General features: G+C 71.6%; 20 protein-coding genes. 7 read left to right on the top strand and 13 right to left on the bottom strand.

The genetic code is table 11. The features are described 5' to 3' along the window. Nucleotides 1-213: 213 nt before the first annotated feature. Nucleotides 214-3,306, top strand: coding sequence for an NACHT domain-containing protein (locus AB0B40_RS33305; RefSeq protein WP_362267231.1), 3,093 nt, complete (start codon nt 214-216; stop codon nt 3,304-3,306). Between the two features lie 62 nt (nt 3,307-3,368). Here AB0B40_RS33305 and AB0B40_RS33300 read toward each other — a convergent pair whose 3' ends face one another. The 4 genes from AB0B40_RS33300 to AB0B40_RS33285 all read right to left on the bottom strand — a co-directional run bounded on the left by AB0B40_RS33300 (nt 3,369) and on the right by AB0B40_RS33285 (nt 8,213). Further along, on the bottom strand, nt 3,369-3,563 hold the full coding sequence (locus tag AB0B40_RS33300) for an acyl-CoA carboxylase subunit epsilon (RefSeq protein ID WP_161288056.1): 195 nt from the start codon (nt 3,561-3,563) through the stop codon (nt 3,369-3,371). A gap of 57 nt (nt 3,564-3,620) precedes the next feature. Next, nucleotides 3,621-5,216 (bottom strand): acyl-CoA carboxylase subunit beta, encoded by a 1,596-nt coding sequence (locus tag AB0B40_RS33295; RefSeq protein ID WP_345053601.1) that lies wholly within the window; start codon nt 5,214-5,216, stop codon nt 3,621-3,623. Nucleotides 5,217-5,370: 154 nt separating this feature from the next. Further along, nucleotides 5,371-7,677, bottom strand: a complete 2,307-nt coding sequence (locus AB0B40_RS33290) for a polysaccharide lyase 8 family protein (protein WP_362267233.1) — start codon at nt 7,675-7,677, stop codon at nt 5,371-5,373. A 29-nt stretch (nt 7,678-7,706) separates the two neighbouring features. Continuing rightward, a complete protein-coding gene (locus AB0B40_RS33285; protein ID WP_345053603.1) occupies nt 7,707-8,213 on the bottom strand; it encodes a hypothetical protein in 507 nt (168 codons plus the stop codon). 217 nt (nt 8,214-8,430) lie between these two features. Here AB0B40_RS33285 and AB0B40_RS33280 point away from each other — a divergent pair, with 217 nt between their 5' ends. Beyond that, on the top strand, nt 8,431-9,036 hold the full coding sequence (locus tag AB0B40_RS33280; protein ID WP_345053606.1) for a YceI family protein: 606 nt from the start codon (nt 8,431-8,433) through the stop codon (nt 9,034-9,036). A gap of 51 nt (nt 9,037-9,087) precedes the next feature. On the opposite strand, the gene AB0B40_RS33275 is transcribed toward AB0B40_RS33280, so the two are convergent. Then, nucleotides 9,088-9,522 (bottom strand): ATP-binding protein, encoded by a 435-nt coding sequence (locus AB0B40_RS33275; RefSeq protein WP_345053608.1) that lies wholly within the window; start codon nt 9,520-9,522, stop codon nt 9,088-9,090. A 112-nt stretch (nt 9,523-9,634) separates the two neighbouring features. Between AB0B40_RS33275 and AB0B40_RS33270 the strand changes: the two genes are divergently transcribed. Next, on the top strand, nt 9,635-10,456 hold the full coding sequence (locus AB0B40_RS33270) for a helix-turn-helix transcriptional regulator (RefSeq protein WP_345053610.1): 822 nt from the start codon (nt 9,635-9,637) through the stop codon (nt 10,454-10,456). Further along, nucleotides 10,453-10,689, top strand: a complete 237-nt coding sequence (locus AB0B40_RS33265; protein ID WP_345053612.1) for a DUF397 domain-containing protein — start codon at nt 10,453-10,455, stop codon at nt 10,687-10,689. Before AB0B40_RS33270 ends, AB0B40_RS33265 begins: the two co-directional genes overlap by 4 nt. A gap of 19 nt (nt 10,690-10,708) precedes the next feature. Here AB0B40_RS33265 and AB0B40_RS33260 read toward each other — a convergent pair whose 3' ends face one another. Next, nucleotides 10,709-12,079: a hypothetical protein gene (locus AB0B40_RS33260; RefSeq protein WP_362267228.1), complete on the bottom strand. Its 1,371-nt coding sequence runs from the start codon at nt 12,077-12,079 to the stop codon at nt 10,709-10,711. A gap of 56 nt (nt 12,080-12,135) precedes the next feature. Beyond that, on the bottom strand, nt 12,136-15,147 hold the full coding sequence (locus AB0B40_RS33255; RefSeq protein ID WP_362267226.1) for a glycoside hydrolase family 3 N-terminal domain-containing protein: 3,012 nt from the start codon (nt 15,145-15,147) through the stop codon (nt 12,136-12,138). A 124-nt stretch (nt 15,148-15,271) separates the two neighbouring features. Between AB0B40_RS33255 and AB0B40_RS33250 the strand changes: the two genes are divergently transcribed. The 3 genes from AB0B40_RS33250 to AB0B40_RS33240 all read left to right on the top strand — a co-directional run bounded on the left by AB0B40_RS33250 (nt 15,272) and on the right by AB0B40_RS33240 (nt 18,252). Further along, entirely contained in the window at nt 15,272-17,137 is a 1,866-nt protein-coding gene (locus AB0B40_RS33250; protein WP_362267223.1) for a ricin-type beta-trefoil lectin domain protein, read from the top strand. Between the two features lie 197 nt (nt 17,138-17,334). Then, nucleotides 17,335-17,625 carry a muconolactone Delta-isomerase family protein gene (locus tag AB0B40_RS33245; RefSeq protein ID WP_345053622.1) on the top strand — a complete coding sequence of 97 codons (291 nt, stop codon included), beginning with the start codon at nt 17,335-17,337 and terminating at the stop codon, nt 17,623-17,625. 24 nt (nt 17,626-17,649) lie between these two features. Continuing rightward, nucleotides 17,650-18,252: a GPP34 family phosphoprotein gene (locus AB0B40_RS33240; RefSeq protein ID WP_345053624.1), complete on the top strand. Its 603-nt coding sequence runs from the start codon at nt 17,650-17,652 to the stop codon at nt 18,250-18,252. A gap of 3 nt (nt 18,253-18,255) precedes the next feature. Here the strand turns inward: AB0B40_RS33240 and AB0B40_RS33235 are convergent, their stop codons facing one another. The 6 genes from AB0B40_RS33235 to AB0B40_RS33210 all read right to left on the bottom strand — a co-directional run bounded on the left by AB0B40_RS33235 (nt 18,256) and on the right by AB0B40_RS33210 (nt 23,830). Further along, nucleotides 18,256-18,681 (bottom strand): VOC family protein, encoded by a 426-nt coding sequence (locus tag AB0B40_RS33235; RefSeq protein WP_345053626.1) that lies wholly within the window; start codon nt 18,679-18,681, stop codon nt 18,256-18,258. Between the two features lie 14 nt (nt 18,682-18,695). Beyond that, the gene (gene cimA, locus AB0B40_RS33230) at nt 18,696-20,306 is read right to left on the bottom strand and encodes a citramalate synthase (protein WP_345053629.1); all 1,611 of its coding nucleotides are present in this window, start codon (nt 20,304-20,306) and stop codon (nt 18,696-18,698) included. A 285-nt stretch (nt 20,307-20,591) separates the two neighbouring features. Next, nucleotides 20,592-21,902, bottom strand: a complete 1,311-nt coding sequence (locus AB0B40_RS33225) for an MFS transporter (RefSeq protein ID WP_362267221.1) — start codon at nt 21,900-21,902, stop codon at nt 20,592-20,594. A gap of 58 nt (nt 21,903-21,960) precedes the next feature. After that, nucleotides 21,961-22,587 (bottom strand): TetR/AcrR family transcriptional regulator, encoded by a 627-nt coding sequence (locus AB0B40_RS33220; protein WP_345053633.1) that lies wholly within the window; start codon nt 22,585-22,587, stop codon nt 21,961-21,963. Then, on the bottom strand, nt 22,584-22,760 hold the full coding sequence (locus tag AB0B40_RS33215; protein WP_345053635.1) for a hypothetical protein: 177 nt from the start codon (nt 22,758-22,760) through the stop codon (nt 22,584-22,586). The genes AB0B40_RS33220 and AB0B40_RS33215 overlap by 4 nt, the downstream gene beginning before the upstream one ends. 26 nt (nt 22,761-22,786) lie before the next feature. After that, the gene (locus tag AB0B40_RS33210) at nt 22,787-23,830 is read right to left on the bottom strand and encodes an agmatine deiminase family protein (protein ID WP_345053638.1); all 1,044 of its coding nucleotides are present in this window, start codon (nt 23,828-23,830) and stop codon (nt 22,787-22,789) included. Between the last annotated feature and the right edge of the window lie 10 nt (nt 23,831-23,840).

The raw sequence follows: 23,840 nt of genomic DNA, 5'->3' as shown, positions 1-23,840 counted from the left end.
GGACGCCAAGAGCGCCCTGATCACACTGGTGGAACACGCCCTCATGGCCCGCCTGCGCTAGAGCCCCGCGCCCCGCGACCGGACCCGGCCCCCGCCTCTCCCGCCAGAGGTACGGGGGCCGTCCGCGTATCCGAGGGAGCGAAAGACGGCACGGCGCCGGGGGGCATGGGTGACAATGCCCAGATCGCAGCGCGTTCACGGAGGGGGTGGGCGATGAGCGGCGCCGAGGTGGCGGCGTTACGGCTGGGGACGACCGTGGCGAAGGCCGCGGCCCAGATGTGGCTCGGGGGCAAGCGGCGGGAGCAGGAACGCCGGCTGGACATGGCCGAGCTGATCCGGCTGCGGGTGTCGGGGCTGCGGTTCCAGCGGGGCGTCCAACGGCAGTTCGAGGAGATCGCGGACGCGGTGTACGACCGGCTGGCGCCCTTCCTGGACCGGGAGTTCCCCGGCCTGGAGAACAGCAGCCGGCAGGCCGTGATCGACGGGGTGTGCGACACGTTCGCGGCGGCGGACCTGTCGGACGGGGCGGTCCTGGCGGCGGACGTGAGCCCGGCGGAGATCGTGCGCCGGGTGACGGCAACGGCAGGGCCGCCGGCCGGTCTCGGCGAGGCGGAGGGCCGGCTGTTCGAGATGCTCCTCGGCGAGTGCGTCGAGTACTACGTACGCGTCGTGCAGGGGCTGCCGGTCTTCGAGGAACGGGCGCTGACCGAGCTGCTGGGCCGCACGACCTCCTTGGGCGCCGAGATCGCCCGGGTGCTTCGACGGCTGCCCGACCGCTCCCTGTTCGCGCCCGAGGGCACGGACCGGGACGGTGACTTCCGGCGCCGCTATCTGGAACTGGTCAGCACGAGCCTGGACGAGGTGGAACTGTTCCGGCGCACGTCCGACCGGGCGGGGGCGCAGGTGCGGCTCTCGGTGGCGTACGTGAGCCTGCGGGCGACGGGGGACGACGGAAGCCGGCGACGTCCGGCCCGCTCCCTGCCCGTGCTGCGCCCTGACATGAGCGACTGGGAGGACCCCGGGGGCGAGAGCGCCGGGATGCGGGTGGAAACGGCCCTGGGCGGAGCCACCCGGGTGCTGCTGCGCGGCGAGGCGGGCTCCGGCAAGACGACGCTGCTGCGCTGGCTGGCGATCACGGCGGCGCGAGGTGCCTTCACCGGCGAACTGGCGGGCTGGAACGGCCTGACGCCGGTGTTCGTGAAGCTGCGGGAGTACAGCGGCCGGGAGCTGCCGAGGCCCGAGGCGATGCTGGACTCGGTGGCCGGGCAGATCACCGGCGTCATGCCGAAGGCGTGGGTGGAGCGCCAACTCGTGGGCGGCAAGGCCCTGCTGCTCGTCGACGGCGTGGACGAGCTGCTGGACGGCGAGCGGCGGGGCGTACGGGAGTGGCTGCGCAGGCTGCTCACCGCCTACGGGGACGTGCGGGTGGTCGTCACCTCCCGGCCCGCGGCGGCACGCGCCGACTGGCTGCGCCGCGAGGAGTTCACGGCCCTGCACCTGGACCGCATGGCCCCGCCCGACCTCGCGGCCTTCGTACGGCAGTGGCACCGGGCGGTACGGGAGCTGGACGACGACCTGCCGTGCCCGGTGGAGGAACTTCCGCGCTGCGAACAGTCGTTGCTGACGAGCCTGAAGGACCGGCCGCACCTTCAGTCCCTGGCGGGTACTCCGCTGCTGGCGGCGATGCTGTGCGCGATGCACCTGAACCGGGGCAGCCAACTCCCCCGGGACCGGATGGAGCTGTACCGCAACGCCCTGCACGCCCTGGTCCACGAGCGGGACGCGGACCGGAACGTGCCCAGCGCGGTGGACAGCGCGCTGAGCCTGAACGACAAGCTGGTGCTGCTCCGGGACCTGGCGTGGCGGCTGTCGGACAACAACCGCAGCGAGATCGGGCTGGAGCAGGCGGCCGTGCACGTCGGCAGGAAGCTCACCGGGATGCGGCACGTGGAGGAGCAGGACGGCGGCCGGGTCCTGGAGCAGCTCCGGGACCGCTCGGGGATCCTCCGCTCCCCCGCCGAGGGCCGTCTGGACTTCGTGCACCGGACGTTCCAGGAGTACCTGGCCGCCGCGGAGGCGACGGAGGAGGACCGCGTCGGCAACCTGGTCGAGCGGGCCCATCTGGACCTGTGGCGCGAGACGGTCATCATGGCGGCGGGCCATGCGAACCGCCCGCAGCGGGAGGAACTGCTCGGCGGCATCCTGGACCGGGCTCGGGAGGAACCCCGGTACGGCAGGAAGCTGCGGCTGCTGGCGGCGGCCTGCCAGGAGACCGTGCCGGAGGTCTCCGACGGGCTCGCCGGGAGGCTGGAGGAGGCGGTGTCCGCTCTTCTCCCGGCGCGACGGCAGACCGACCCGCCCGCGTTGGCGGCGGTCGGGCCGAGTCTGCTGCGGAGGCTGCCGCGCTCGCTGGGGGAACTGACGACCAAGGCGGCGGTGCAGACGGTGCGGACCGTGGCGCTGATCGGCGGGGAGCAGGCACTGACGGTCCTGGAGGGCTACGCGCGGGACGGGCGTCGTGACGTGATCGCCGCGCTCATCGACGCCTGGGGGTACTTCGACGCGGATGCTTACGCCGATCGGGTGATGAGCGGGCTTCCGTTGGACAGCCACCGAGTGGAGGTGAAGCACGCGGCCCAGGTGCGAGCCACGGTACGGCTGCGATCGCTGACCTCGCTGTGGATCAGGTTCGGCCTGCCGGACCTGTCCCTGCTCGGCGAACTCGCTCCGCTTCGGGAACTGACGTGCACCGTGCGGGGCACGGCTGACCTGTCCCTGCTCAAGGGGCACGGCGAGCTCAGTGGCTTCCAGCTCCTCGGTGCCGCGGCGGTGCGCAATCCGCAGGACCTGGCGGACCTGCCCGCGCTGCGCCTCTTGCAGTTGCCGCTGGCCGGCGGTGCCGGCATCGCGGGCCTCCCGGTACTGCCGAAACTCGACACGCTGGTCTGTTCGCGTGTGACAGCGGCGACCGGGCTGGACTTCCTGAGCCCGCTCGGCGGCGTCGAGAATCTGTACCTCGTCAGTGATCACCGCAACGGGCTACCCGAACTGGCCGCCTTGTCCGTGCTGGACCGTCTGCGCAGCCTGAGGCTCTACTACTTCGACGCCCGGGATCTGCCGGGGCGACTCGCGCCGGTCCGCGACAGGCTCACCGGTCTCGGCCTGCACGGCTGTCTCCTGCCCGACGGACCGGACGGCCTGCGCCCGTGGGCACGGCTGAGGTGGCTGGAGCTGAGCGACTGCGAGACCGGCGCGGGACCCGTCACCGAACTGCGCGTCCCCGGGGTCCACGTCACTGTCGACTGAACACACCGCAGCCCCGCCGCCCAGGAGGGCGAGCGGGGCTGCGGTCACGCACTGAACCTCGGTCAGTGCCAGCTGTGCGGCGCGCGGAAACCGCCCTCGCGCTCCAGGCGGCGCCAGCCTGCCTTGGCGCGGCCTCGGTGGGTCTGGGCCGAGGGCTCGGGACGGGCGGCGGCGCGGGCCATGAGGACGGCCGTGATGGCGGCGACCTCCTCGGGGTCGGCGTGGCCCTTCTCGACGCGGATGTCAGGAGTGCTCATGGGTGTCAGTCTCCGTGGATGAGAGGTCCGCGGGGTTGCCGCGGAGGGTCCGCCGGGTTACTGCGGGGGGTTGCCGTGCTTGCGCGAGGGCAGGTCGGCGTGCTTGGTGTGCAGCATCGCCAGGGACTTGGCCAGCACCTCGCGGGTCTCCGCGGGGTCGATGACGTCGTCGACCAGGCCGCGTTCGGCCGCGTAGTAGGGGTGCATCAGCTCGGCCTTGTACTCCTTGACCATCTTCTGGCGCATGGCCTCGGGGTCCTCGGCGCCCGCGATCTGCCGGCGGAAGATGACGTTGGCGGCGCCTTCCGCGCCCATCACGGCGATCTCGTTCGTCGGCCACGCGTAGGTGAGGTCGGCGCCGATCGACTGGGAGTCCATGACGATGTAGGCACCTCCGTACGCCTTGCGCAGGATGAGCGAGATCCTCGGCACGGTCGCGTTGCAGTAGGCGTACAGCAGCTTCGCGCCGTGGCGGATGATTCCGCCGTGTTCCTGGTCGACACCGGGGAGGAACCCGGGCACGTCCAGGAAGGTGACGATCGGGATGTTGAAAGCGTCACACATCTGCACGAAGCGCGCAGCTTTTTCGCTCGCCTCGATGTCCAGGACGCCGGCGAGGACCTGGGGCTGGTTGGCGATGATGCCGACCACCTGGCCGTCCAGGCGGCCCAGCGCGCAGATGATGTTGCGCGCCCAGCGCTCGTGGACCTCCAGGTAGTCGCCGTCGTCGACGATCTCCTCGATGACCTTGGTCATGTCGTAGGGCCGGTTGCCGTCGGCCGGGACGAGGTCGAGGAGGACGTCGGAGCGGCGGTCCACCGGGTCCGTGGAGTCCACCCGGGGCGGGTTCTCGCGGTTGTTCTGCGGGAGCAGCGACAGGAGGTAGCGCACCTCGGCGATGCAGGTCTCCTCGTCGTCGTACGCGAAGTGGCAGACGCCGGAGGTCTCGGCGTGCACGTCGGCGCCGCCCAGGCCGTTCTGGGTGATCTCCTCGCCCGTCACCGCCTTGACCACGTCCGGGCCGGTGATGAACATCTGCGAGGTCTCGCGGACCATGAAGACGAAGTCCGTCAGGGCGGGGCTGTAGGCCGCGCCGCCCGCGCACGGACCGAGCATCACGGAGATCTGCGGGATGACACCGCTCGCCTTGGTGTTGCGCTGGAAGATGCCGCCGTAGCCGGCGAGCGCCGAGACGCCCTCCTGGATACGGGCACCGGCACCGTCGTTCAGGGAGACCAGCGGCGCACCGGCCGCGATGGCCATGTCCATGATCTTGTGGATCTTCGTGGCGTGGGCCTCGCCGAGCGCGCCGCCGAAGATCCGGAAGTCGTGCGCGTAGACGAAGACCGTACGGCCCTCCACCGTGCCCCAGCCGGTGATGACACCGTCGGTGTACGGCTTCTTCGCCTCCAGGCCGAAGCCGGTCGCGCGGTGCCGGCGCAGCTGCTCGACCTCCTGGAAGGACCCGGGGTCGAGGAGCAGCTCGATCCGCTCCCGTGCCGTCAGCTTGCCCTTGGCGTGCTGCGCCTCGGTCGCCTTCTCGCTCGGGCCCGCCACGGCCTGGGCACGGATCTCGTGCAGTTCGGCGACCCGTCCGCGCGCGTCCGTCGGCTCGCCGGTCGGCTCACCCGTCGTCTCTTCCAAAACGGTCATGTAGCGACCTTACGAAGGACACGAAGAAAAGCGAGCCGTCGACTCTGTACAGTCTCCGGCCCGTTTTCCTGGTACCAGTGAACAGAACCATCCCGGGATGCAGCCGTTCCGACTGCTCAGAAGGGCCCCGGCTTGTAGGGAGGCCACAAGTCCGTCAGCCGAGACCCACCTCACATTCGTGTGTGGAGCATGCCATCCCTGGAGTGACACGGAGCCTCAGACGGCGGTCCGCCGAGAGGACCTCGACGCTGTCGTCGGCCCGGGTGACCGCGCGCACCGGGTGGTCCCAGACCAGTTCCAGCGGGGCTCCGGTGCGGGGTGGCTCACTCACCAGGAGGGTGGCCGTGCGGCCCCGGCGCACGAGGAGCACGCTCGCGCCCGCCGAGAGGGTCAGGTCCCCCACCGTACCGGCTCGCCAGAAGTTCCCGGCCGTCAGACCCAGCCGGGGGACGGCCACGGCCTGGCAGGCCGGGTCGTTGGCGAGGACGGTCAGCCAGTGCCGGTCGGCGGCCCGGGCGGCCGTTTCCGCGCGGGTGGCGCCGGGGAGCAGGACATAGACGTAGCGGGCGTCCACCGGGTCGGTGCCGTGGTCGAGCCAGAGGGTCTGCCAGCGCCGGGTGCGCCGCTCGGTCTCGCTGGTGGTGTTGATGTCGGACCAGGCGCCGGTGCGGTCCTCGCGCAGGGCGCGCAGTGCGCCGCCGTACGGCAGGATCCAGCCGCCGTGTTCCGCGAGGTGGGCCCAGTGCGGGCCGCGGACGAAACGCTGGCCGCCGTTCTCGCCCAGGTTGCGGTTGTCCACGACCGTCTCGACCGGGACGCCGTCGGCACAGGTGATCCCGGCGCCGAGGCAGACCACGGCGTCGGCGAGGAAGAACCAGGACTTGCGGGCCTCCAGGGTGGAGCCGAGGCCCTTGAGGTGCTGGCCGACGGCCGCGTACGTGCCGTCGGTGGTGCCGCCGACCCAGCGCACGTCCGGTTTGGGGGCGCCCCACTCACCGCCGGCCCGGTCGGCGAGCCGTTTGGCCGACACCGTGGTGCCGGGCAGCCGGTACCAGTCGACGGTGGGCCAGTACCAGTCGGTGTACTGGTCGCTCCGGCCACGCGGCCACCAGGAGAGCAGACCGGAGCCGGTGTGCCAGCCGCGCGGGTTCTCGCCGTTGCCGCACTCGTAGTGGGCGATGCGGTCGCTGGCCATGGCGAGGGCGGCGGTGAACCGGGAAGTGCGGTGGACGGCGCGGTCCATGGCCGGGAAGAGGCGGTGGCCGAGCGGTTCGGGGGCCGCGGGTCCGGGCGAGCCGGCGATGGCGTGCAGCCGCGCCAGATCGGCCACGCCGAACTGACGTGACGTCAGCATCGGTACCACGGTGTCCCGTTCGATCCAGCCCTTGACACGACCGTGCCAGCGCTGTCGCTCCGCCTCGCCCGCGCCGGCCGCGAGCAGGGCGATGGCGGCGATCAGCGCCTGGCCGTGGTAGTGGTCGCTGCGCATGACGTGCAGGTCGTCGCCGCGCAGGTAACCCCGGCTGATGGCCCGGCCGTTGACGCAGTCCATCACCAGTCCGTCGTGGACGAGGGGCGCGTAGGCGCGCTCGACGCCGTCCAGGATGTTCTGCCGGGCGGGGTCGGTCACCTCCCACGCGGATCCCGCGAGCAGCGCGAACAGCCGCCCGAGGCCGTCGAGCAGGACCTGGCCGTAGGTACCCGAGTAGGCGACCCAGGTGTGCTGGACGAAAGAGCCGTCGGCATAGAGGCCGTCGCCCCGGGTGACGTGGGGGAAGACCGGTGAGAGGGCGTCCCGGGCCAGGGAGATCCGGCCGGGGTCCCGGCCGAGGATGCCGCGCAGCACCACCGAGCGGCACAGGTCGACACGGTTGGCGCCGGTGGAGGTGCCGGAGTAGTCGGTGAGCATCGCGTCCGGGATGAAGTGGTCGACGGCCGCGCAGGCCGCCGCGATCCGCTCCGGGCCGAGCTGCGCGTGCAGGACGGCCGTGATGTCCATGAGCAGACGGGGGCTGCCGATCTGCCACTCCCACCAGTTGCCGTAGCGGGTGATGGAGGGGTTGTAGACGGTGGCGGACAGGTGGTCGACACCGCGCAGGACGTCGGCGAGCAGCCCGGGGTCGCCGGTCACGCCGGTGCCGTCCTGCGCGTACGCCTGGGCCATGGTCCACAGGCGGCCGTAGCTGAAGGTGATGCCGGACGGCGGGTCGAAGGGGTGGCCCGGCCACAGGGAGGCCGGTCCGGGGGCCATGGCGGCCCGGAACTCCTGCGCCAGCTGCCCGAGTTGGGCGAGCCGGGAGGCGTACGGTTCGGCGCCCGGGTCGTAGCCGGTGCCGAGCGCGATGCCGAGCCAGCGCCGGCGCAGTGCGTCGTAGGGGTCGTCGCCGGCCGCCCGCGCGTTCCACCCGGGGGCGGCGGCGAGGGCGGTGGCCAGCAGGAGTGCGCGTCGGGTCATGCCCATGGGGCCGGTCACCGCCCTCTCCCGCCGGCTCAGCAGCCGCCGCAGTTGTAGTAGAGGACGTCCCAGTGGCTGCCCTCGTCGGCGTAGATGTTGCCGGAGCCCGACTGCCACTGCGGGTAGCCGTCGCCGCGCAGGCCGATGTAGGTGAAGGTGTTCTTGACGTACGACGTCAGGCACGTGTTCTTGCCGAAGTCGAGCTTGTAGCCGTTCCAGTGGGAGTAGGTGCCGGAGGCGTGTCCGGTCTCGGTGCCCCCGGTGATGTTGAGCGCGCAGCCACTGGCCCCCTTGAGGGTCTGGGCGCCCTGCGCGGTGGCCAGGTTCAGCTGCTCGAAGGACGTGCACGTCGGGTTGTTGCGGTCGGAGCAGTTGCCCGAGGACGACCAGGTGATGCCGGCCTGGCGGAACATCTGGGTGGCGGTCGCCTGGCTGATCTTGGTGGCGGCGGAGGCGTCGGTGGCGGTGCCGAGGACGGCGACGCCGGGCGCGGCGACGAGGGCCAGCGTGGTCAGCAGGGCGCGCATCTTGAGCGGCTTCATGGAGGGACCTTCCTGCGGTGGGCCGTGCTTCCGGTGGGATCGGCTGTGCAGGTGGTGCAGGCAGATGGTGCCCGAGCGTTCGGCGCGTGCGCCAGGGGGTGTGCGTGGTGACTGTGTGAAATCACGAGAACACGTACCGGATGATGTTGAAAACTGAACAGAATGGGTCTACCGTCGGAGACGCCAGATTCGTTTAACGTTCAACCAGGAGCATGTGATGGGTATCTTCGGCCGCAAGGACACCACCGTCGCCCCCGCCGCCCAGACCGCCGCGGGCCCCGACCTCACCGCGCTGACCGGCGACTACACGATCGACCCCGCCCACAGCACGATCGGCTTCGTGGCCCGGCACGCCATGGTCACCAACGTCAAGGGCGGCTTCCACGACTTCACCGGCACGCTCCACCTGGACGGCGCCGACCCCACCCGCTCCACCGCCACGCTCGACATCCAGATGGCGAGCATCGACACCGGCAACGCCGACCGCGACGGTCACCTGAAGTCGGCCGACTTCTTCAAGATCGACGAGTTCCCGGCCATGACGTTCCGCTCCACCAAGGCCGAGTCGCTGGGCGGCGACGACTACCGCGTCACCGGCGACCTCTCCCTGCTCGGCGTCACCAAGCCGATCTCCATCGACCTGGAGTTCAACGGCTCCGCCACGGACCCCTTCGGCAACGCCCGCGTCGGCTTCGAGGGCAAGGCCGAGATCCTGCGCTCCGAGTGGGGCCTGACCTGGAACGCGGCCCTGGAGACCGGCGGTGTCCTGATCTCCGACAAGATCAAGCTGGTCTTCGACATCTCGGCCATCCGCAACGCGTGAGGCGTCGGCGGGGGGCGGACATCCGAGGGGCGGGGTCCGTGTCCGCCGGCTTCAGGTGAACGCCGGTACGGCCGCCCCGCCACCCCGCACGGCGAACTCGCACCACACGATCTTGCCGGGGTTCCGCTCCCCCACGCCCCACTTGTCCGCGAGGGCCGCGACGAGGAGCAGACCCCGGCCGCGCTCCGACTCCGAGGACGTCTCCCGGGTGCGGACCTCACCCGGACCGCTGTCGTGCACCTCCACCCGGAGCACGCCGCCCCGGTACAGCACCAGACGGACCAGGTACCCCCTGCCGGGCGGCACCCCGTGCAGCAGCGCGTTGGTCGCCAGTTCGCTCACACACAGGAGCACGTCGTCGCGCCGCTCGGCCAGCGACCAGTCGTCCAGGGTCACGCCCGCGAACATGCGGGCCAGCTGCACCGACCTGCGCTCCCGGTGACAGAAGGTCGCACGCACCGCAAAGGGTCGAAGTTCCGCGTTCATGGAACGAGTGTCACTGTGCGTCACTACGCTGGGCCAACGAGTGAGGTCGTAGTTCCGTTCACTACGACCTCGGTACGACCGGTTCGTCCATGCACGGGGGTAGGCAACGCCCATGAACCCAACACCCAGGAGCCGGAAGGTCGGTACGTGGCAGGCGGTGGGATCGCTGGTCGCCCACTACCGCAAGCAGGCACGGCTGACCCAGGAGCAGTTCTCCGAACTGGCCCACATCCACGTCGACACGGTGCGCTCCATCGAACAGGGCCGGCTGGCCCTCCAGCCGGACCGCGCCGAGCAGTTCGACGAACTACTGGGTACGGGCGGGGCGTTGGCCGTCTTCGTGACCCGCTTACCGGTGCGGGAACGGATCGTGCAGTTCGCGCAGGGGCTGGTCGATCACGAGCAGGAGGCGGTGGGGATCCTGTCGTACGAGAGCCTGCTGGTACCGGGGCTGCTCCAGACCAAGGACTACTGCCGGGCCGTCTTCGACTACCGCTATCCGGCCATCGGCGACGAGACGGCCGAACAGTGGGTGAACGCCCGCATGGAGCGGCAGCTGATCTGGCGGCGCCGGCGACCGCCCGTCGGGCACTTCGTCCTCGAAGAGAGCATCCTGCGACGGCAAGTGGGCGGCCAGGAAGTGATGCGCGAGCAGTTCCGGCAGATCCTGGAGCTCACCGAACCGACCAACGTGAGCTTCCAGATCATGCCGGTGGAAAGCGTTCCGCACGCCTGCCTGGACGGCCCCCTGGTACTGCTGGAGACCCCCGAGCACGAACGCCTGGCCTACCTGGAGGTACAGCGGGCGAGTTTCCTCGTCGACGACCCGGAAGAGGTCAGCGACTATCACCACAAGTATGCGATGCTGCGGTCACAGGCGCTCTCGCCCGACAAGAGTGTGCGCCTCTTGCACGGACTGCTAGGAGAGTCATGACGACCGCGTGGTTCAAGTCCAGCTACAGCGGCAGCGAGGGCGGCAACTGCCTCGAAGTCACCTACGACTGGCGCAAGTCCAGCTACAGCAGCAACGAAGGCGGCGACTGCGTAGAGGTCGCCGCGCACCCCGCCGCCGTCCACGTACGGGACTCCAAGGCGGCCACGACCGGCCCCGTCCTCACCGTCTCCCCCGCCACCTGGAGCGGGTTCCTCGACGGCATCGCCCGCTGACCGCTCGGGCGACCGGGGATCAGAACCCCCCGCCGAAGTCCCCGCCCCCACCGCCGCCCCCGTCACCGAAGCCGCCCCCGTCGCCGAACCCGCCCCCGAAGTCCCCGGAGTCGAAGTCCGTGCCGGAGACGTCGCCGCCCTGGTAGCCGCCGGCGCCGTAGTCGCCGAAGTCGCCGTACCCGGTGCCGTAGTCGGCGGCGTAGGACGGGGTGGCCATCACGCTGCCCAGTACCGTGCCGAACAGCAGGCCCGGGAGCAGGCCGCCGCCGAAGTAGCCGCCCGCCCAGGGGCCGTAGGCCGGGCCGGCGTCCCAGTAGGGGCGGCGGCCGTAGTCGGTGTCGACCTCGCGGATCACGGGGTCGCGGCCGTCGGCCAGGCGGGTGGCGTCGGCCGCGCAGACCGGGACCTCGCGCGGGGCGCCGCCGGGCGGGGTCCAGGTGGCGTCGGTGACCGAGGGGCCGTGCCGGGGGTCGAAGAAGCAGGGCGGGCGGCGCTCGGGGAGCGCGCGGTGTTCGCGCCTCGCGGACAGCTGGGCGAGGGAGAAGCGGCCGTCCTCCAGGGCCTCGGTGACCGTGCGGACGTCCTCCGGCTTCGCCGCCGCGGCCATGCGTTGTTTCGCGGTCTCGTAGGCGTCGAGGGCGCGCTCGTAGTCGGCGCGCATGGCGTCGTCGGCGCCCGGTTCCGAGGGGTGGAAGTCGAGGCGGTCCAGTTCCTCGCCGAACGCGGTGATGTCCTCGTCCACGACCACCCGCAGCCGGTCCAGGGCGGCCCGCTGCTCCTGCTCGCGGCGCCGGCGGGTGCGGCGGGTCAGGGCGTACGCGCCCGCGCCGCCGGCCACCAGCACCGCGCCCACCGTGATCAGCGCGGTGGTCGAGGCGCCGCCGCCGTCGCCGGACGAGCCGCCCCAGCTCTTCGGGGCGTGGCCGCCCATGTTGGCCAGGGCCCGGTCGGTGAAGTCGGTCAGCTGGGCCTTGGCGTCCTCGCCCCGGACGCTGGAGACCAGGTTCTGCCGGGCCGTGGCCGACATGACGGAGGAGTCGGCGCGGGCGTCGAAGCGGTCGCCGAGGCGGATGCCGTAGAGGCCGGTGATCCCGGTGGCCGCGCGCAGGTCGGTGAAGAGGTTCGTGGTGCGGTAGCCGGCCGGGAGGACCGCGATGAACAGCGGTTTGTCCGCGTCCTTGATCCGGCCGGCGAGGGTGTCGGCGTCCGCCGCCGAGAGCTGGTCGCGGGCCGCCGGGTCGACGTAGACCGGGCTCGCTCGCAGGGCCCTGGCGATCGTGGAGACGCTGGTGTCCGCGCTCGCGGCGGGCGCCGCCAGGGTCGCCAGCATCAGCGCCAGGACGGCCAGCAGCAGGGCGGGGAGGCTTCGGGTCCGCAGCACGGCCTTCATACTTCGAAACTACCCGAAGCCTCCCCAATTCGGTCATCCACCTCGGCTGACGGAGGTCAGGCGGCGCGGTAGGCGTCCGTGAGCTTCTGCACCGCCTTCCCGTACCGGCCGGTCAGCAGCAGGTGGTCGGCGTCGGCGAAGGGCTTCGCCACCGCCGCCGTGAGACGGCCGCCCGTGTGCCGCTGGACCAGCAGCCGGGCCTTGGTGACCAGCGCCCGTCCGGTCCGGTCGTCCCCGTGGCGTTCGGCCGCCGCCGCCCGGGCCCCGAGGTCGCGCAGGGCGGCCGTACCGCCCCGCGGGACGTGAGTGAGGGTGGTCAGGCCCCAGCCGTAGGGGAACTGCGGGTCGTAGGCCGTGTCGCCGACGTTGATGGGCAGCTGTGCCTGCGACTTCGGCCAGGTGACGGGGAGCTGGCCGGTGAAGGGGCGCCTGCCGTAGAGGACGTCGGCGACGCCGTCGCCCTCGGTGCCGGGCAGCCAGGAGGCGACCAGGGCGTCGATCTCGCCGAGCCGGTCGCCGAGGAGCTGGGGACGGCCGGAGACGGTCAGCACCACGCACTTCATCGCGGCGCAGACCTTGTCCACGGCTGCCTGGTCGGCCGCGGACAGGGACAGGGAGTGACCGTTGCCGACGTCTCCGACGCCCTCGGCGTAGGGGGTCTCGCCGACGACGACCACACCGACGTCGTAGCCGCCGGCCGGGGCCGAGGCGTCCTTGGAGTAGGTGACGTCCCCGCCCGCCCTGCGCAGACCCTGGAGGATGGTCGTGCCGGGAACGGTGTCGCCGGAGGCGCCCTGCCAGGTGAGGGTCCAGCCGCCGGTCTGGTTGCCGATGTCGTCGGCGTTGGACCCGGCGACGTACACCTTCTGCCTCTTCTTCAGCGGCAGCAGTCCGCCCGTGTTCTTCAGCAGGACCTGGGACTCGGCTGCCGCCTGGCGGGCCACGGCCCGGTGCGCCGCGGAGCCGATGGCGGCGGCGCCCCTGGTGTCGGCGTACGGGTGCTCGAAGAGCCCCAGCTGGAACTTCTCGGTGAGGATGCGGGAGACGGCGTCGTCCACGCGGGCCTCGCTGATCCGGCCCGCCTTCACCTCGTCGACGAGCGTGGCGGTGAAGTCCTTGTAGCCGTACGGCACCATCATCATGTCCAGGCCCGCGTTGACGGACGTGCGGACGTGGGCGGCGTAGTCGCCGGGGAGCTGGTCGATGGCGTTCCAGTCGCTGATGACGAAGCCGTCGAAGCCCAGGCGGTCCTTGAGCACGCCGTTGATCATGTCGTCGCGGGCGTGCATCTTCACCGCGCCCTTGCCGTCGCCCACGATGTCCAGGGACGAGTACGACGGCATGACCGTGCCGATGCCCCGGTCGACGGCCTCCCGGAACGGCGCGAGGTGGATGTCCTCCAGCTGTTGGCGGGTGACCTTGGTGACGCCCTGGTCGAGGGTGTACGTCCCCGTGGTCGAGGAGCCGTACGCGGTGCCGCCGTCGCCGAGGAAGTGCTTGGCGGTGGCGAGCACTTTGTCGGCGCGGTCCAGGTCCTTGCCGTTCGCGCGGCCCTGGAGGCCCTGGATCACCGTCTCCATGGAGTCGACCAGGGCGGGGTCCTCGCCGAAGGACTCGTAGGCGCGGCCCCAGCGTTCGTCGCGGCTCACGCACAGGCAGGGCGCGAAGTCCCAGGGGACGCCGGTCGCGCGGACCTCGGCGGCGGTCACCGCGCCGGTCCGCTCGGCCAGCCGTGGGTCCCGGGTCGCGCCGATGCCGATGTTGTGCGGCATGACGGTGGCGCCGGAGAGGTTGTTGTGGCCGTGGACCGCGTCGACGCCGTAGATCAGCGGGATCTGGAAGCGGGTCGCCTGGGTGCGCAGCTGGAAGGCGTCGATCATCTTCGCCCACGCCCCGGGGGTGTTGGGCGTGGGTGTGGAGCCGCCGCCGGAGAGCAGGGAGCCGAGGTCGTAGGCGGCGATGTCGCCGGGCCGGGTCATCGCGCCGCGCTCGGCCTGGGTCATCTGGCCGGCCTTCTCCGCCAGGGACATGCGGCCGAGCAGGTCCGCGACCCGCTTGCGGATCGGCAACCTCTTGTCCAGGTAGGGCAGCCCGTTCGCGTCGACGACGATCTGCGGGGTCTCGGCGGGGGCCTTGGCGCCGGTGACGTCGAGCTTCAGCGGGATGGTCTCGGCGGGTTCGGCCGCGCGGTCCCGGCGGGTGGGCACGGCGATGGTCCGGGTGGCGCCGGACGCGGTGCCGGCGGGGAAGGTGAGGGTGCCGGAGACGGGGGTGTAGTCCTGGCCGGAGGTCGCGGTGCCGTCCGCCGTGGCGTAGGTGACGGTCACCGGGGCGGTGAGGGGCTGTGCGCCGGTCGTGGCCACGGTGACCTCGACCTTGGCGGTCGCGCCCTCCTTGACCGGGTGGACGGGGGCGTCGGTGGTGACGGAGGCGGTCAGCGCCTGGTCCGGCGTCCCGTACAGCTCGACGTCGTCCAGGGCGAAGTCGCCCTTGGTGCCGGCCGGGAGGGTGAGGGCGTAGCCCCACATCTCCTTGAGGCCGAGGACGTGGTCGATGCCGCCGACGGGCTGGTAGTCCGTGCGGTAGGTGAAGTCGGTGAAGGGGAGCTCGATCCGCTTCCAGCCGGTGAAGTCGTCGGTGAAGGAGGTGGTCCAGAGTTCGGACGCCTCGCCGTTCGCGCCGCCGTCCTTGATCTCGAAGGGGATCTTCCTGCCGTTGTTCCGGCCGTCCCACCAGAAGCGGATGCCCCGGTGGGCGGACCAGTCGTGGGCGGGCGCGGTGGCGGCGAAGTCGTGGGTGAAGCCGCCGTAGCCGCTGATGTCGTAGCTGCCGGCGAGCACCTTGCCGCCCTCGGGGGCGTCGGCGCGGTCGGCGAGGCGGAGGGTGGGCGGGTCGTCGGTGTCGCCGCCCCAGGTGAAGATGCCCTCGGCGGGCTGGGCGGCGAAGGGCACCTCGCCCTCGAAGCGGTCGACGGGTGCTGGCGCCGGGTCGTCCGCGGCTTGCGCGGTCGCCCAGGGGAGCAGACCGGCCAGCAGTGCGGCGGAGGCGAGCAGGGCGGTTCTTCGCATGGACCTTCCCTCGGCTCTCGTGGTTCACTCAGGGCTTAGCTCACGGCGTGAGTTAACTAAGGGCGCTTCAGCACGTCAAGACGCCCCGTCAGCCCTGTCGACCCGAGAGGAAGGGCGACGCACCATGAGGAGAACCCCCCGCACAGTCCGGCTGCTGCTCGCCGGGCTGCTCTCCGCCGCCGGTGTCAGCGTGGCCGTACCCCCCGCGCACGCGGCCGGTGAGCAGGTCACGGCCTATCTCACCACCACCGACGACTCCGCCGGCCGGCACGTCGTACGCGGCCTGCAGGCACAGACGCCGTTCGCCTTCCAGTCCGGGACGGGTGGCGGCGGCGAGAACATCACCGTGGACGAGAACACCCGCTACCAGACCTTCACCGGCGGCGGCGCGTCCTTCACGGACACCGCGGCCTGGCTGATGAACAGCAGCGGAGCGCTGTCGCAGAGCACCCGGGACGCGACCATGCGCAAGCTGTTCTCACCCACGGACGGCATCGGACTGTCCTTCCTGCGCAACCCGATGGGCGCCTCCGACCTGGCGCGCTACGGCTACACGTACGACGACGTGCCGGCCGGCCAGACCGACGCGTCGCTGTCGAAGTTCTCCATCGCGCACGACCTGGCGGACGTGGTGCCGCTGACGAAGCAGGCACTCCAGCTCGATCCCGCGCTCACGGTGATGGCCTCGCCGTGGACGGCGCCGGCCTGGATGAAGGACAGCGGCTCGCTCAACGGGGGCTGGCTGAAGTCCGAGGACTACGGGGCCTACGCCTCCTACTTCGTGAAGTACCTCCAGGCGTACCGGGACCAGGGCGTCAACGTCTCGTACGTGACCGCGCAGAACGAGCCGACCTGCTGTTCCGGCTACCCGTCGATGAGCTGGAACGCGAGCGGCCTCGCGTACTTCACCAAGAGCGAGCTGCTGCCCAGGCTCGCGTCCGCCGGCCTGACCACGAAGGTGCTGGCGCACGACTGGAACTGGGACGTCTACGACTCCTACGCCGCCCAGACGGTGGACGATCCGGCGGTGCGCAACCACCCGAACTTCGGCGGCATCGCCTGGCACGGCTACGGCGGTGACATCGCCAAGCAGACGAGCGTGCACAACCAGTACCCGGCGCTGGACGCCTTCGGCACCGAGCACTCCGGCGGCACCTGGATCGCCAACCAGCAGCGCGAGGACATGTCCAACATCATCGACTACACCCGCAACTGGGCGAAGTCGGTGACCAAGTGGTCGCTGGCCGTGGACCAGAACATGGGCCCGCACAACGGCGGCTGCGGCACCTGCACCGGCCTGATCACCGTGCACAACGGGGACGGCGCGAGCGGGACGGTCGACTACACGGTCGAGTACTACACCATGGGCCACCTGACGAAGTTCGTCCGGCCCGGCGCCCAGCGCATAGCCTCCACGGCGTCCGCCGCGGTGCCGAACGTGGCCTGGCGCAACCCGGACGGCAGCAAGGCGCTGATCGCGTACAACGACGGCTCCTCGGCGAAGACGGTCACCATCAACTGGGGCGGCCAGCACGCCACTTACTCGCTGCCCGGGAAGACCTCGGCGACCTTCACCTGGTCCGGCACGCAGTCCGGCGGTGGCGGCACGTCCGGCGCCTTCGTGGGGCTGGCCGGCAAGTGCCTCGACGTGGCGGGCGGTTCGAGCGCCAACGGTACGGCGGTGCAGCTCTACGACTGCAACGGCTCCGCCGCGCAGACGTGGACCGTCCAGGCCGACGGCTCGGTCCGGGCGCTCGGCAAGTGCCTGGACGTCACCTCCGCCTCCACGGCGGACGGGGCCAAGGTGCAGTTGTACGACTGCAACGGGAGCGGTGCCCAACGGTGGTCGTACAACGCGGCCACGGGCGATGTCGTGAACGCGACGGCGGACAAGTGCCTCGACGTCACGGACAACTCCTCGGCCAACGGGGCCCGGGCGCAGATCTGGACGTGCACGGGCGCCGCCAACCAGAAGTGGACCCTGCGCTAGGACGGACCGGCCCCCGGCCGCGGCACACGGAAGGAGGGGGTGCACGGCGCCGCCGGGTTCCCCCTCTTCTCCCCGCGCGTCCCCGCGCGTCCTCGAGCGGCTCGCCGGGGCCGCTGAGCGGCGGCCGCCCGGCGGCTGGGGGACGATGAGGGGGACCGGCCCCCGGCCGGACCCACCCACGCGCCGAGGAGCGGACGATGCGCGAGTTCCTGGTCGAGATCACCACCTCGGTGCCCGCGGGCACCACCGAGGAAGAGGTCGCCCGGCGCCGGGCCGCCGAGGCCGTCCGGGCCCGGGAACTGGCCGCCACCGGCCATCTGGCCCGCCTGTGGCGCCCGGTCGGCGAGCTGCGCAGCATCGGCGTCTGGCGCGCCGACGACGAGGCGCAGCTGCACGAGGAGGTGCTCGGTACGCTGCCGCTGCGGCCATGGATGAGTCTCACCGTCACCCCGCTGGAGTCCCACCCGAACGATCCGGGCCGTTCCTGACCCCTGGCGAGATCTGGAGCCCCCATGACCACACCGCAGGACCTGTTCCTCGTCAGCCTGGACATCCCCCGCGAGGAGCCCGTCGAGCAGGGGGACCTGTCCCTGGCGCTGGCCGGGGCCGAGCTGATCGACCTCCTCGGCGCCCGGGCGCTCACCCTGGCGGACGGGCGGATCGTGCCGGGGCCGGTGCTGACGACGGGTGACCGGCTGCTGGACGAGGCGGGGGCCGCGCTGGTCCGCACGGAGCCGTACGAGACGGTCGAGGACTGGCTGTGGCGGCGCGGGCAGGGGCTGGCCACGGCCTACCGGGACGTCCTGGAGGCCGAGGGGCAGCTCACCGGCAAGCGCCGGCACTGGCTGGCGTTGCGCGACCGGGACGACCCCAAGGCCGACACCCCCGCCCGCCGGCACGCCGCCGACCGCTGGTGGTCGCACGAGCCCGTGCTGGCGGCCCTCGCCTCCACCCTGGGCATCCCGGACGACCGGCCGGCCGCGCCCGAGCCGGGCGACGAAGAGGTCGTCACCGTGCTGGTGGCGGTCGGCGACGCCGTCACGGAGCTGGAGGCGGTACGCGAGCGGCGCCGCATCGAGAACATCGCCTTCGACAACATCTGGCGGGCGCCCTGAGCCTCACAGGATCAGCTCGCCGATCCCCAGCAGGTTCCCCTCGCTGTCCCGGAACCACGCGCCGTACTCGCCGCGCGCGCCCTTGCTCGGATAGTTGCCATCGATCTCGGCGATGCCGTCCCGGGTGCGGAAGCCGGGCGCGTCGACCTCCTCGAAGACCACGCCCCGGCGGCGCAGCTCGGTGACGGCCGCCTGGATGTCGTCCACCTCGAAGGCCATCTGGGTGAAGGTGCCGGGCGAGGCCCCCGTCGAGCGGAACACGACGAAGTCCACGCCCGCGCACCGGTACAGCAGCCCGCCGGGCCGCTCGTCCACCGGGTGCAGGCCGAGCTTCTCGGCGTAGAAGCGCCGGGCCCGGTCCAGGTCCCGCGCGGGCAGCCGGGTCGCCACGCGGGCCCTGGCCAGCACGTCACTCGCGTGTGAGGTCATGCCTCCACTGTGGCCTACTCGGCCGGCTGCACGCCCGCGCGGAGGAGGCCGTACGTGTACGCGTCCTCCAGGGCCTGCCAGGAGGCGGCGATGACGTTCTCCGCGACGCCGACCGTGGCCCACTCGCCCGAGCCGTCGGAGGTGGAGATCAGCACGCGGGTGGTGGACGACGTGCCGTGCTTGCCCTCCAGGATGCGGACCTTGTAGTCCACCAGCTCCAGCTTGGCGAGCTGCGGGTAGATCTTCTCCAGCGCCACGCGCAGGGCGCGGTCCAGCGCGTTGACCGGGCCGTTGCCCTCCGCGGTGGCCACGATCCGCTCACTCTTGGCCCACAGCTTCACCGTGGCCTCGTTGGCGTGGGTGCCGTCGGGCCGGTCCTCCACGATGGCCCGCCAGGACTCGACCTCGAAGTACTTCAGCGGCCTGCCCTCGACCTCGGCGCGCAGGAGCAGTTCGAAGGAGGCGTCGGCGGCCTCGTAGGTGTACCCCCGCAGTTCCCGCTCCTTCACGCGCTCGACCACCCGGCCGACCACCTCGCGGTCGCCGCCCAGGTCGATGCCCAGCTCCTTGCCCTTCAGCTCGACCGAGGCGCGGCCGGCCATGTCGGAGACGAGCATGCGCATGGTGTTGCCGACCAGCTCGGGGTCGATGTGCTGGTACAGGTCCGGGTCGACCTTGATGGCGGAGGCGTGCAGACCGGCCTTGTGCGCGAAGGCCGAGACGCCCACGTACGGCTGGTGCGTGGACGGCGTCAGGTTGACGACCTCGGCGATGGCGTGGGAGATGCGGGTGGTCTCGCGGAGCCTGCCCTCGGGCAGCACCTTCTTGCCGTACTTCAGCTCCAGGGCCGCGACCACCGGGAACAGGTTGGCGTTGCCGACGCGCTCGCCGTAGCCGTTGGCCGTGCACTGCACGTGGGTGGCGCCCGCGTCCACGGCGGCCAGGGTGTTGGCGACCGCGCAGCCGGTGTCGTCCTGGGCGTGGATGCCCAGCCGGGCGCCGGTGTCGGCGAGGACGGTCGAGACGACCGCGTGCACCTGGGCGGGGAGCATGCCGCCGTTGGTGTCGCAGAGGACGACGACGTCGGCGCCGGCCTCGGCGGCGGTACGGACGACCGCCTTGGCGTACTCGGGGTTGGCGCGGTAGCCGTCGAAGAAGTGCTCGCAGTCCATGAAGACCCGGCGGCCCTGGTCCTTCAGGTACGACACGGTGTCGCGGACCATCTCCAGGTTCTCGTCCAGGGTCGTGCGCAGCGCCAGCTCCACGTGCCGGTCGTGCGACTTGGCGACCAGGGTGATCACCGGTGCGCCGGACTCCAGCAGCGCTTTGACCTGGGGGTCCTCGGCGGCTTTGGCGCCGGGCCGGCGGGTGGCGCCGAAGGCGACCAGCTGGGCGTGCCGGAACTCGATCTCCGCCTGGGCGCGGGCGAAGAACTCGGTGTCGCGGGGGTTCGCTCCGGGCCAGCCGCCCTCGATGAAGCCGACGCCGAAGTCGTCCAGGTGCCGGGCGATGGCGAGCTTGTCCGCGACGGTGAGGTTGATGCCCTCGCGCTGCGCGCCGTCGCGCAGCGTGGTGTCGAAGACGTGGAACGAGTCGTCGAGCTCGCTGGTTGCCGTCTCGGTCATGGTCTCAAGGCTCCTGTTGTGAATCTTCGGTCTTACCGGAATGACCGGCTCCACCGTCCCCCCAATACTCCCTCGCGCTCCGCTCCCGGCTGAAGGTGGGCCGGAAAACGAAAAAACCCCTCGCGGGTGCGAGAGGTCTGCGCGCGGGTCGAGGACGACGGTGGCCACCCGCACCTGGTCGTACGAGGTGGTCACTGCGGACCGGCGCGCCTGCTGCCAATAATCATGGCGAACGAGAACACGGGGGCAGTCTGGCACAGTGCCGCCCCCGGCTCACCGCCCGTCTCAGGATGCGGTCGTCAGACTGGACTCCCCGTCCTCCTCGGTGGCCCGCACCCGGGCCAGATCCAGGTCCTTCGTCTCGCGCATGGTGACGTACACCACCAGGGACACGGCGGCGCAGGCGGCCACGTACCAGTAGAAGCCGGACTCGATGCCGCCCTTCTTGAACCACAGGGCGACGTACTCCGCGGTGCCGCCGAAGAGCGCGTTGGCGACGGCGTACGGCAGGGCCACACCGAGCGCGCGCACGCCGGTCGGGAACAGCTCGGCCTTCACACAGGCGTTGATGGAGGTGTAGCCGGTGACCACGACGAGCGCGAGCAGCGCGAGGCCGAGGGCGGGCCAGTAGCCGTCGACGTGCCGGAGCAGGGTCATGACCGGGACGGTGAGGACGGTGCAGCCGACCGCGAAGGTGATGAGCAGCGGGCGCCGGCCGATCCGGTCGGACAGGGCGCCCGCGAGCGGCTGGAGCGCGGCGAAGACGATCAGCGCGGTGAAGGAGACGAGGGTGGCGGTCTCCTTGGACAGTCCCGCGGAGTTGGAGAGGTACTTGGTCAGGTAGGTGGTGTACGTGTAGTAGGCCACCGTGCCGCCCATGGTGAGGGCGACGACCAGGAACGCCTCCCGCCTGTGCCGCCACAGGGCGCGCAGTGTGCCCCGCTCCTCGGCGTGCGAGGTGTCCTCCGCGTACACCTCGGTCTCCAGCATGCTGCGGCGCAGGTAGAAGACGACCGCCGCGCCGAGGGCTCCGACGACGAAGGGGATGCGCCAGCCGTAGCTGTGCAGGGCGTCGTCGGACATGGTGCGCTGCAGGACGATCTGGAGGCCCAGGCCGACGATCTGGCCGGCCGTCATCGACACGTACTGGAAGCTGGAGGCGAAGCCGCGCCGGGCCGGGTCCGACGCCTCGGTCAGATAGGTGGCGCTGGCCGCGTACTCGCCGCCCACCGACAGTCCCTGGAGCAGGCGTGCGACGAGCAGGACGAGCGCGCCGCCGTAGCCGGCCACCGCGTAGGTCGGGGCCACGGCGATCAGGACCGCCGACGCCGACATCAGCGAGACGGTCAGGGTCAGCGCCGCCTTGCGGCCCTTGCGGTCACCGACCCTGCCCAGCAGCCAGCCGCCCACGGGCCGCATGAAGAAGCCCACGGCGAAGATGCCGGCGGTGTTCATCAGCTGGGCGGTGGGGTTGCCGCTCGGGAAGAACGCTCCCGCGAAGTAGGTGGCGAAGCTGGCGTACACGAACCAGTCGAACCACTCCACCATGTTGCCGGCGGAGCCGACCCAGATCTTCTTCCAGTGTTGTCGTCCCATGGGCCGTTACCTGCCCGGAGGCGGAGTGAACGATTCCTTCACCGGGTGACAGGTGCTCCTACGGCGACGGGGCGTCGGACGTCAGAAGGCCGTCGGTGATGAACTCCCGTACATGCGCCAGGATTCGCTCCCGGTCGGTACCGCGCAGCCCGATGGCGACGTGGATGGAGAACCCGTCCAGCAGCGCACGCAGCTTCGTCGCGAAGCGGTCCGCGTCCACCGCCCGGAACTCCCCCCGCGAGACGCCCTCGGCGACCAGGGCGACCAGGTCGCGGTGCCAGGCGCCCTCGATGGCCGCCTGCCGGGCCCGCGCGTCGTCGTCGGCGTTCTGCGAGCGGTTCCAGACCTCCAGCCAGAGCGTCCAGTGCGGGTCGCGGTGGCCGTCGGGCACGTACAGGTCGACGTAGGCGGCGAGGCGCTCGCGGGCGGTTCCGGGCGCGGTGAGCAGGCGGCCCCGTTCGGCGCCGAGCCGGCCCTCGCTCCACTCCAGGGTCCGCAGCAGCAGTTCGTCCTTGGAGTGGAAGTAGTACAGCAGGTGCCCGCTGCTCATCCCGACCTCGCGGCCCAGCCCCGCCATGGTGAGCTTCTCCAGACCGCGCTCGGCGATCATGTCCATGGCGGTTGCGAGGACGTCCTCGCGGGGCGGGGCGGGGGTGCGGCGGCGCGGCGGCGGAGCGTCGGTCATGCCGGCACCACCCGTACGGCGCGGGTGTCCCGCGGCCCGGCGGACAGCGCGTGCCGCGACCCGTCGGCGTTCGCCGTCCCGTGACAGGCGGGGCGTTCGGGCAGCTCGGGGGGCAGCGGGCGCGGCGGCTCGCTGAGACGGCGGCCGGGGGCCGCGCACACCAGGACGTTCACCCGTATGTTCTACCTGAACGTCCGCGTCACCGGACCTTCGGCTGCTGCTGCGTGATGCAGTGGATGCCGCCGCCGCCCGCGAAGATCGTGCGGGCGTCCACCAGGGTCACCGTGCGCTCGGGGAAGAGACGGCGGAAGATCCCGGCGGCGATCTCGTCGCGCGGGTCGTCGAAGCCGCACAGCACGACGCCGCCGTTGCAGATGTAGTGGTTGATGTAGGAGTAGTCGGCCCAGTGGCCGTCGGCCTCCAGGACGGTCGGGGCGGGCACCTCGACGACCTCCAGCCTGCGGCCCCGGGCGTCGGTGGCCGACTTCAGCAGGCCGATGACCTCCTTGGTGACCTCGTGGTCGGGGTGGGCCGGGTCCGGCTGGTGGTGCGCGACCACGACGCCGGGGCGGGCGAAGGCGGCGACGATGTCGACGTGACCGAGGGTGCCGAAGCCGTAGGGCGGGTAGTCGCCGGTCAGACCGCGGGGCAGCCAGATCGCCTTGCTGGTGCCGAGGTGGGCGTGGATCTCGGCCTCGACCTCCTCCCTGGACCAGTGCGGGTTGCGCTCGGGGCCGAGCTGCACGGTCTCGGTGAGCAGGACGGTCCCCTCGCCGTCGACGTGGATCGCGCCGCCCTCGTTGACCAGCTGGGAGGTGTACGTCTTCGCGCCCGCGAGGTCGGAGACGTACGCGCCGATCTTCGAGTCGTGCTCCCAGCGTGCCCAGTCCTGGGCGCCCCAGCCGTTGAACGTCCAGTCGACGGCGCCGAGTTCGCCCTTGTCACTGGTCAGGAAGGTGGGACCGATGTCCCGCATCCAGGCGTCGTCCAGCTCGCGCTCGACGGTGTCCACGCCCGGTCCGAGCAGTGCCTGGGCGTCGGCCGACTGACCGGGGCCGCAGACGACCGTCACCGGCTCGAAGCGGTGGACGGCGCGGGCCACCGAGGCCCAGGCGAGGCGGGAGAGGCGGAGGTCCTCCGGGTCGTCGAAGGTGGGATTGGGGCTGGGCCAGGCCATCCAGGTGCGCTCGTGCGGAGTCCACTCGGCGGGCATCCGGAAGCCGTCGGCGGCGGGCGTGGTCATGTGCATTCCC

Origin of the sequence: Streptomyces sp. NPDC042638, assembly GCF_040647235.1 — a bacterium.
Lineage (GTDB): Bacteria > Actinomycetota > Actinomycetes > Streptomycetales > Streptomycetaceae > Streptomyces > Streptomyces rameus.
The sequence above is the reverse complement of the archived record's forward strand: the minus strand, read 5'-3'. Positions and strand labels throughout refer to the sequence as shown.

What these genes read in the sequence shown, in the direction of transcription:
- AB0B40_RS33305 (WP_362267231.1), top strand. Translation starts at nt 214, where the DNA reads ATGAGCGGCGCCGAGGTGGCGGCGTTACGGCTGGGGACGACCGTGGCG.
- AB0B40_RS33300 (WP_161288056.1), bottom strand. Translation starts at nt 3,563, where the DNA reads ATGAGCACTCCTGACATCCGCGTCGAGAAGGGCCACGCCGACCCCGAG.
- AB0B40_RS33295 (WP_345053601.1), bottom strand. Translation starts at nt 5,216, where the DNA reads ATGACCGTTTTGGAAGAGACGACGGGTGAGCCGACCGGCGAGCCGACG.
- AB0B40_RS33290 (WP_362267233.1), bottom strand. Translation starts at nt 7,677, where the DNA reads ATGGGCATGACCCGACGCGCACTCCTGCTGGCCACCGCCCTCGCCGCC.
- AB0B40_RS33285 (WP_345053603.1), bottom strand. Translation starts at nt 8,213, where the DNA reads ATGAAGCCGCTCAAGATGCGCGCCCTGCTGACCACGCTGGCCCTCGTC.
- AB0B40_RS33280 (WP_345053606.1), top strand. Translation starts at nt 8,431, where the DNA reads ATGGGTATCTTCGGCCGCAAGGACACCACCGTCGCCCCCGCCGCCCAG.
- AB0B40_RS33275 (WP_345053608.1), bottom strand. Translation starts at nt 9,522, where the DNA reads ATGAACGCGGAACTTCGACCCTTTGCGGTGCGTGCGACCTTCTGTCAC.
- AB0B40_RS33270 (WP_345053610.1), top strand. Translation starts at nt 9,635, where the DNA reads ATGAACCCAACACCCAGGAGCCGGAAGGTCGGTACGTGGCAGGCGGTG.
- AB0B40_RS33265 (WP_345053612.1), top strand. Translation starts at nt 10,453, where the DNA reads ATGACGACCGCGTGGTTCAAGTCCAGCTACAGCGGCAGCGAGGGCGGC.
- AB0B40_RS33260 (WP_362267228.1), bottom strand. Translation starts at nt 12,079, where the DNA reads ATGAAGGCCGTGCTGCGGACCCGAAGCCTCCCCGCCCTGCTGCTGGCC.
- AB0B40_RS33255 (WP_362267226.1), bottom strand. Translation starts at nt 15,147, where the DNA reads ATGCGAAGAACCGCCCTGCTCGCCTCCGCCGCACTGCTGGCCGGTCTG.
- AB0B40_RS33250 (WP_362267223.1), top strand. Translation starts at nt 15,272, where the DNA reads ATGAGGAGAACCCCCCGCACAGTCCGGCTGCTGCTCGCCGGGCTGCTC.
- AB0B40_RS33245 (WP_345053622.1), top strand. Translation starts at nt 17,335, where the DNA reads ATGCGCGAGTTCCTGGTCGAGATCACCACCTCGGTGCCCGCGGGCACC.
- AB0B40_RS33240 (WP_345053624.1), top strand. Translation starts at nt 17,650, where the DNA reads ATGACCACACCGCAGGACCTGTTCCTCGTCAGCCTGGACATCCCCCGC.
- AB0B40_RS33235 (WP_345053626.1), bottom strand. Translation starts at nt 18,681, where the DNA reads ATGACCTCACACGCGAGTGACGTGCTGGCCAGGGCCCGCGTGGCGACC.
- cimA (WP_345053629.1), bottom strand. Translation starts at nt 20,306, where the DNA reads ATGACCGAGACGGCAACCAGCGAGCTCGACGACTCGTTCCACGTCTTC.
- AB0B40_RS33225 (WP_362267221.1), bottom strand. Translation starts at nt 21,902, where the DNA reads ATGGGACGACAACACTGGAAGAAGATCTGGGTCGGCTCCGCCGGCAAC.
- AB0B40_RS33220 (WP_345053633.1), bottom strand. Translation starts at nt 22,587, where the DNA reads ATGACCGACGCTCCGCCGCCGCGCCGCCGCACCCCCGCCCCGCCCCGC.
- AB0B40_RS33210 (WP_345053638.1), bottom strand. Translation starts at nt 23,830, where the DNA reads ATGACCACGCCCGCCGCCGACGGCTTCCGGATGCCCGCCGAGTGGACT.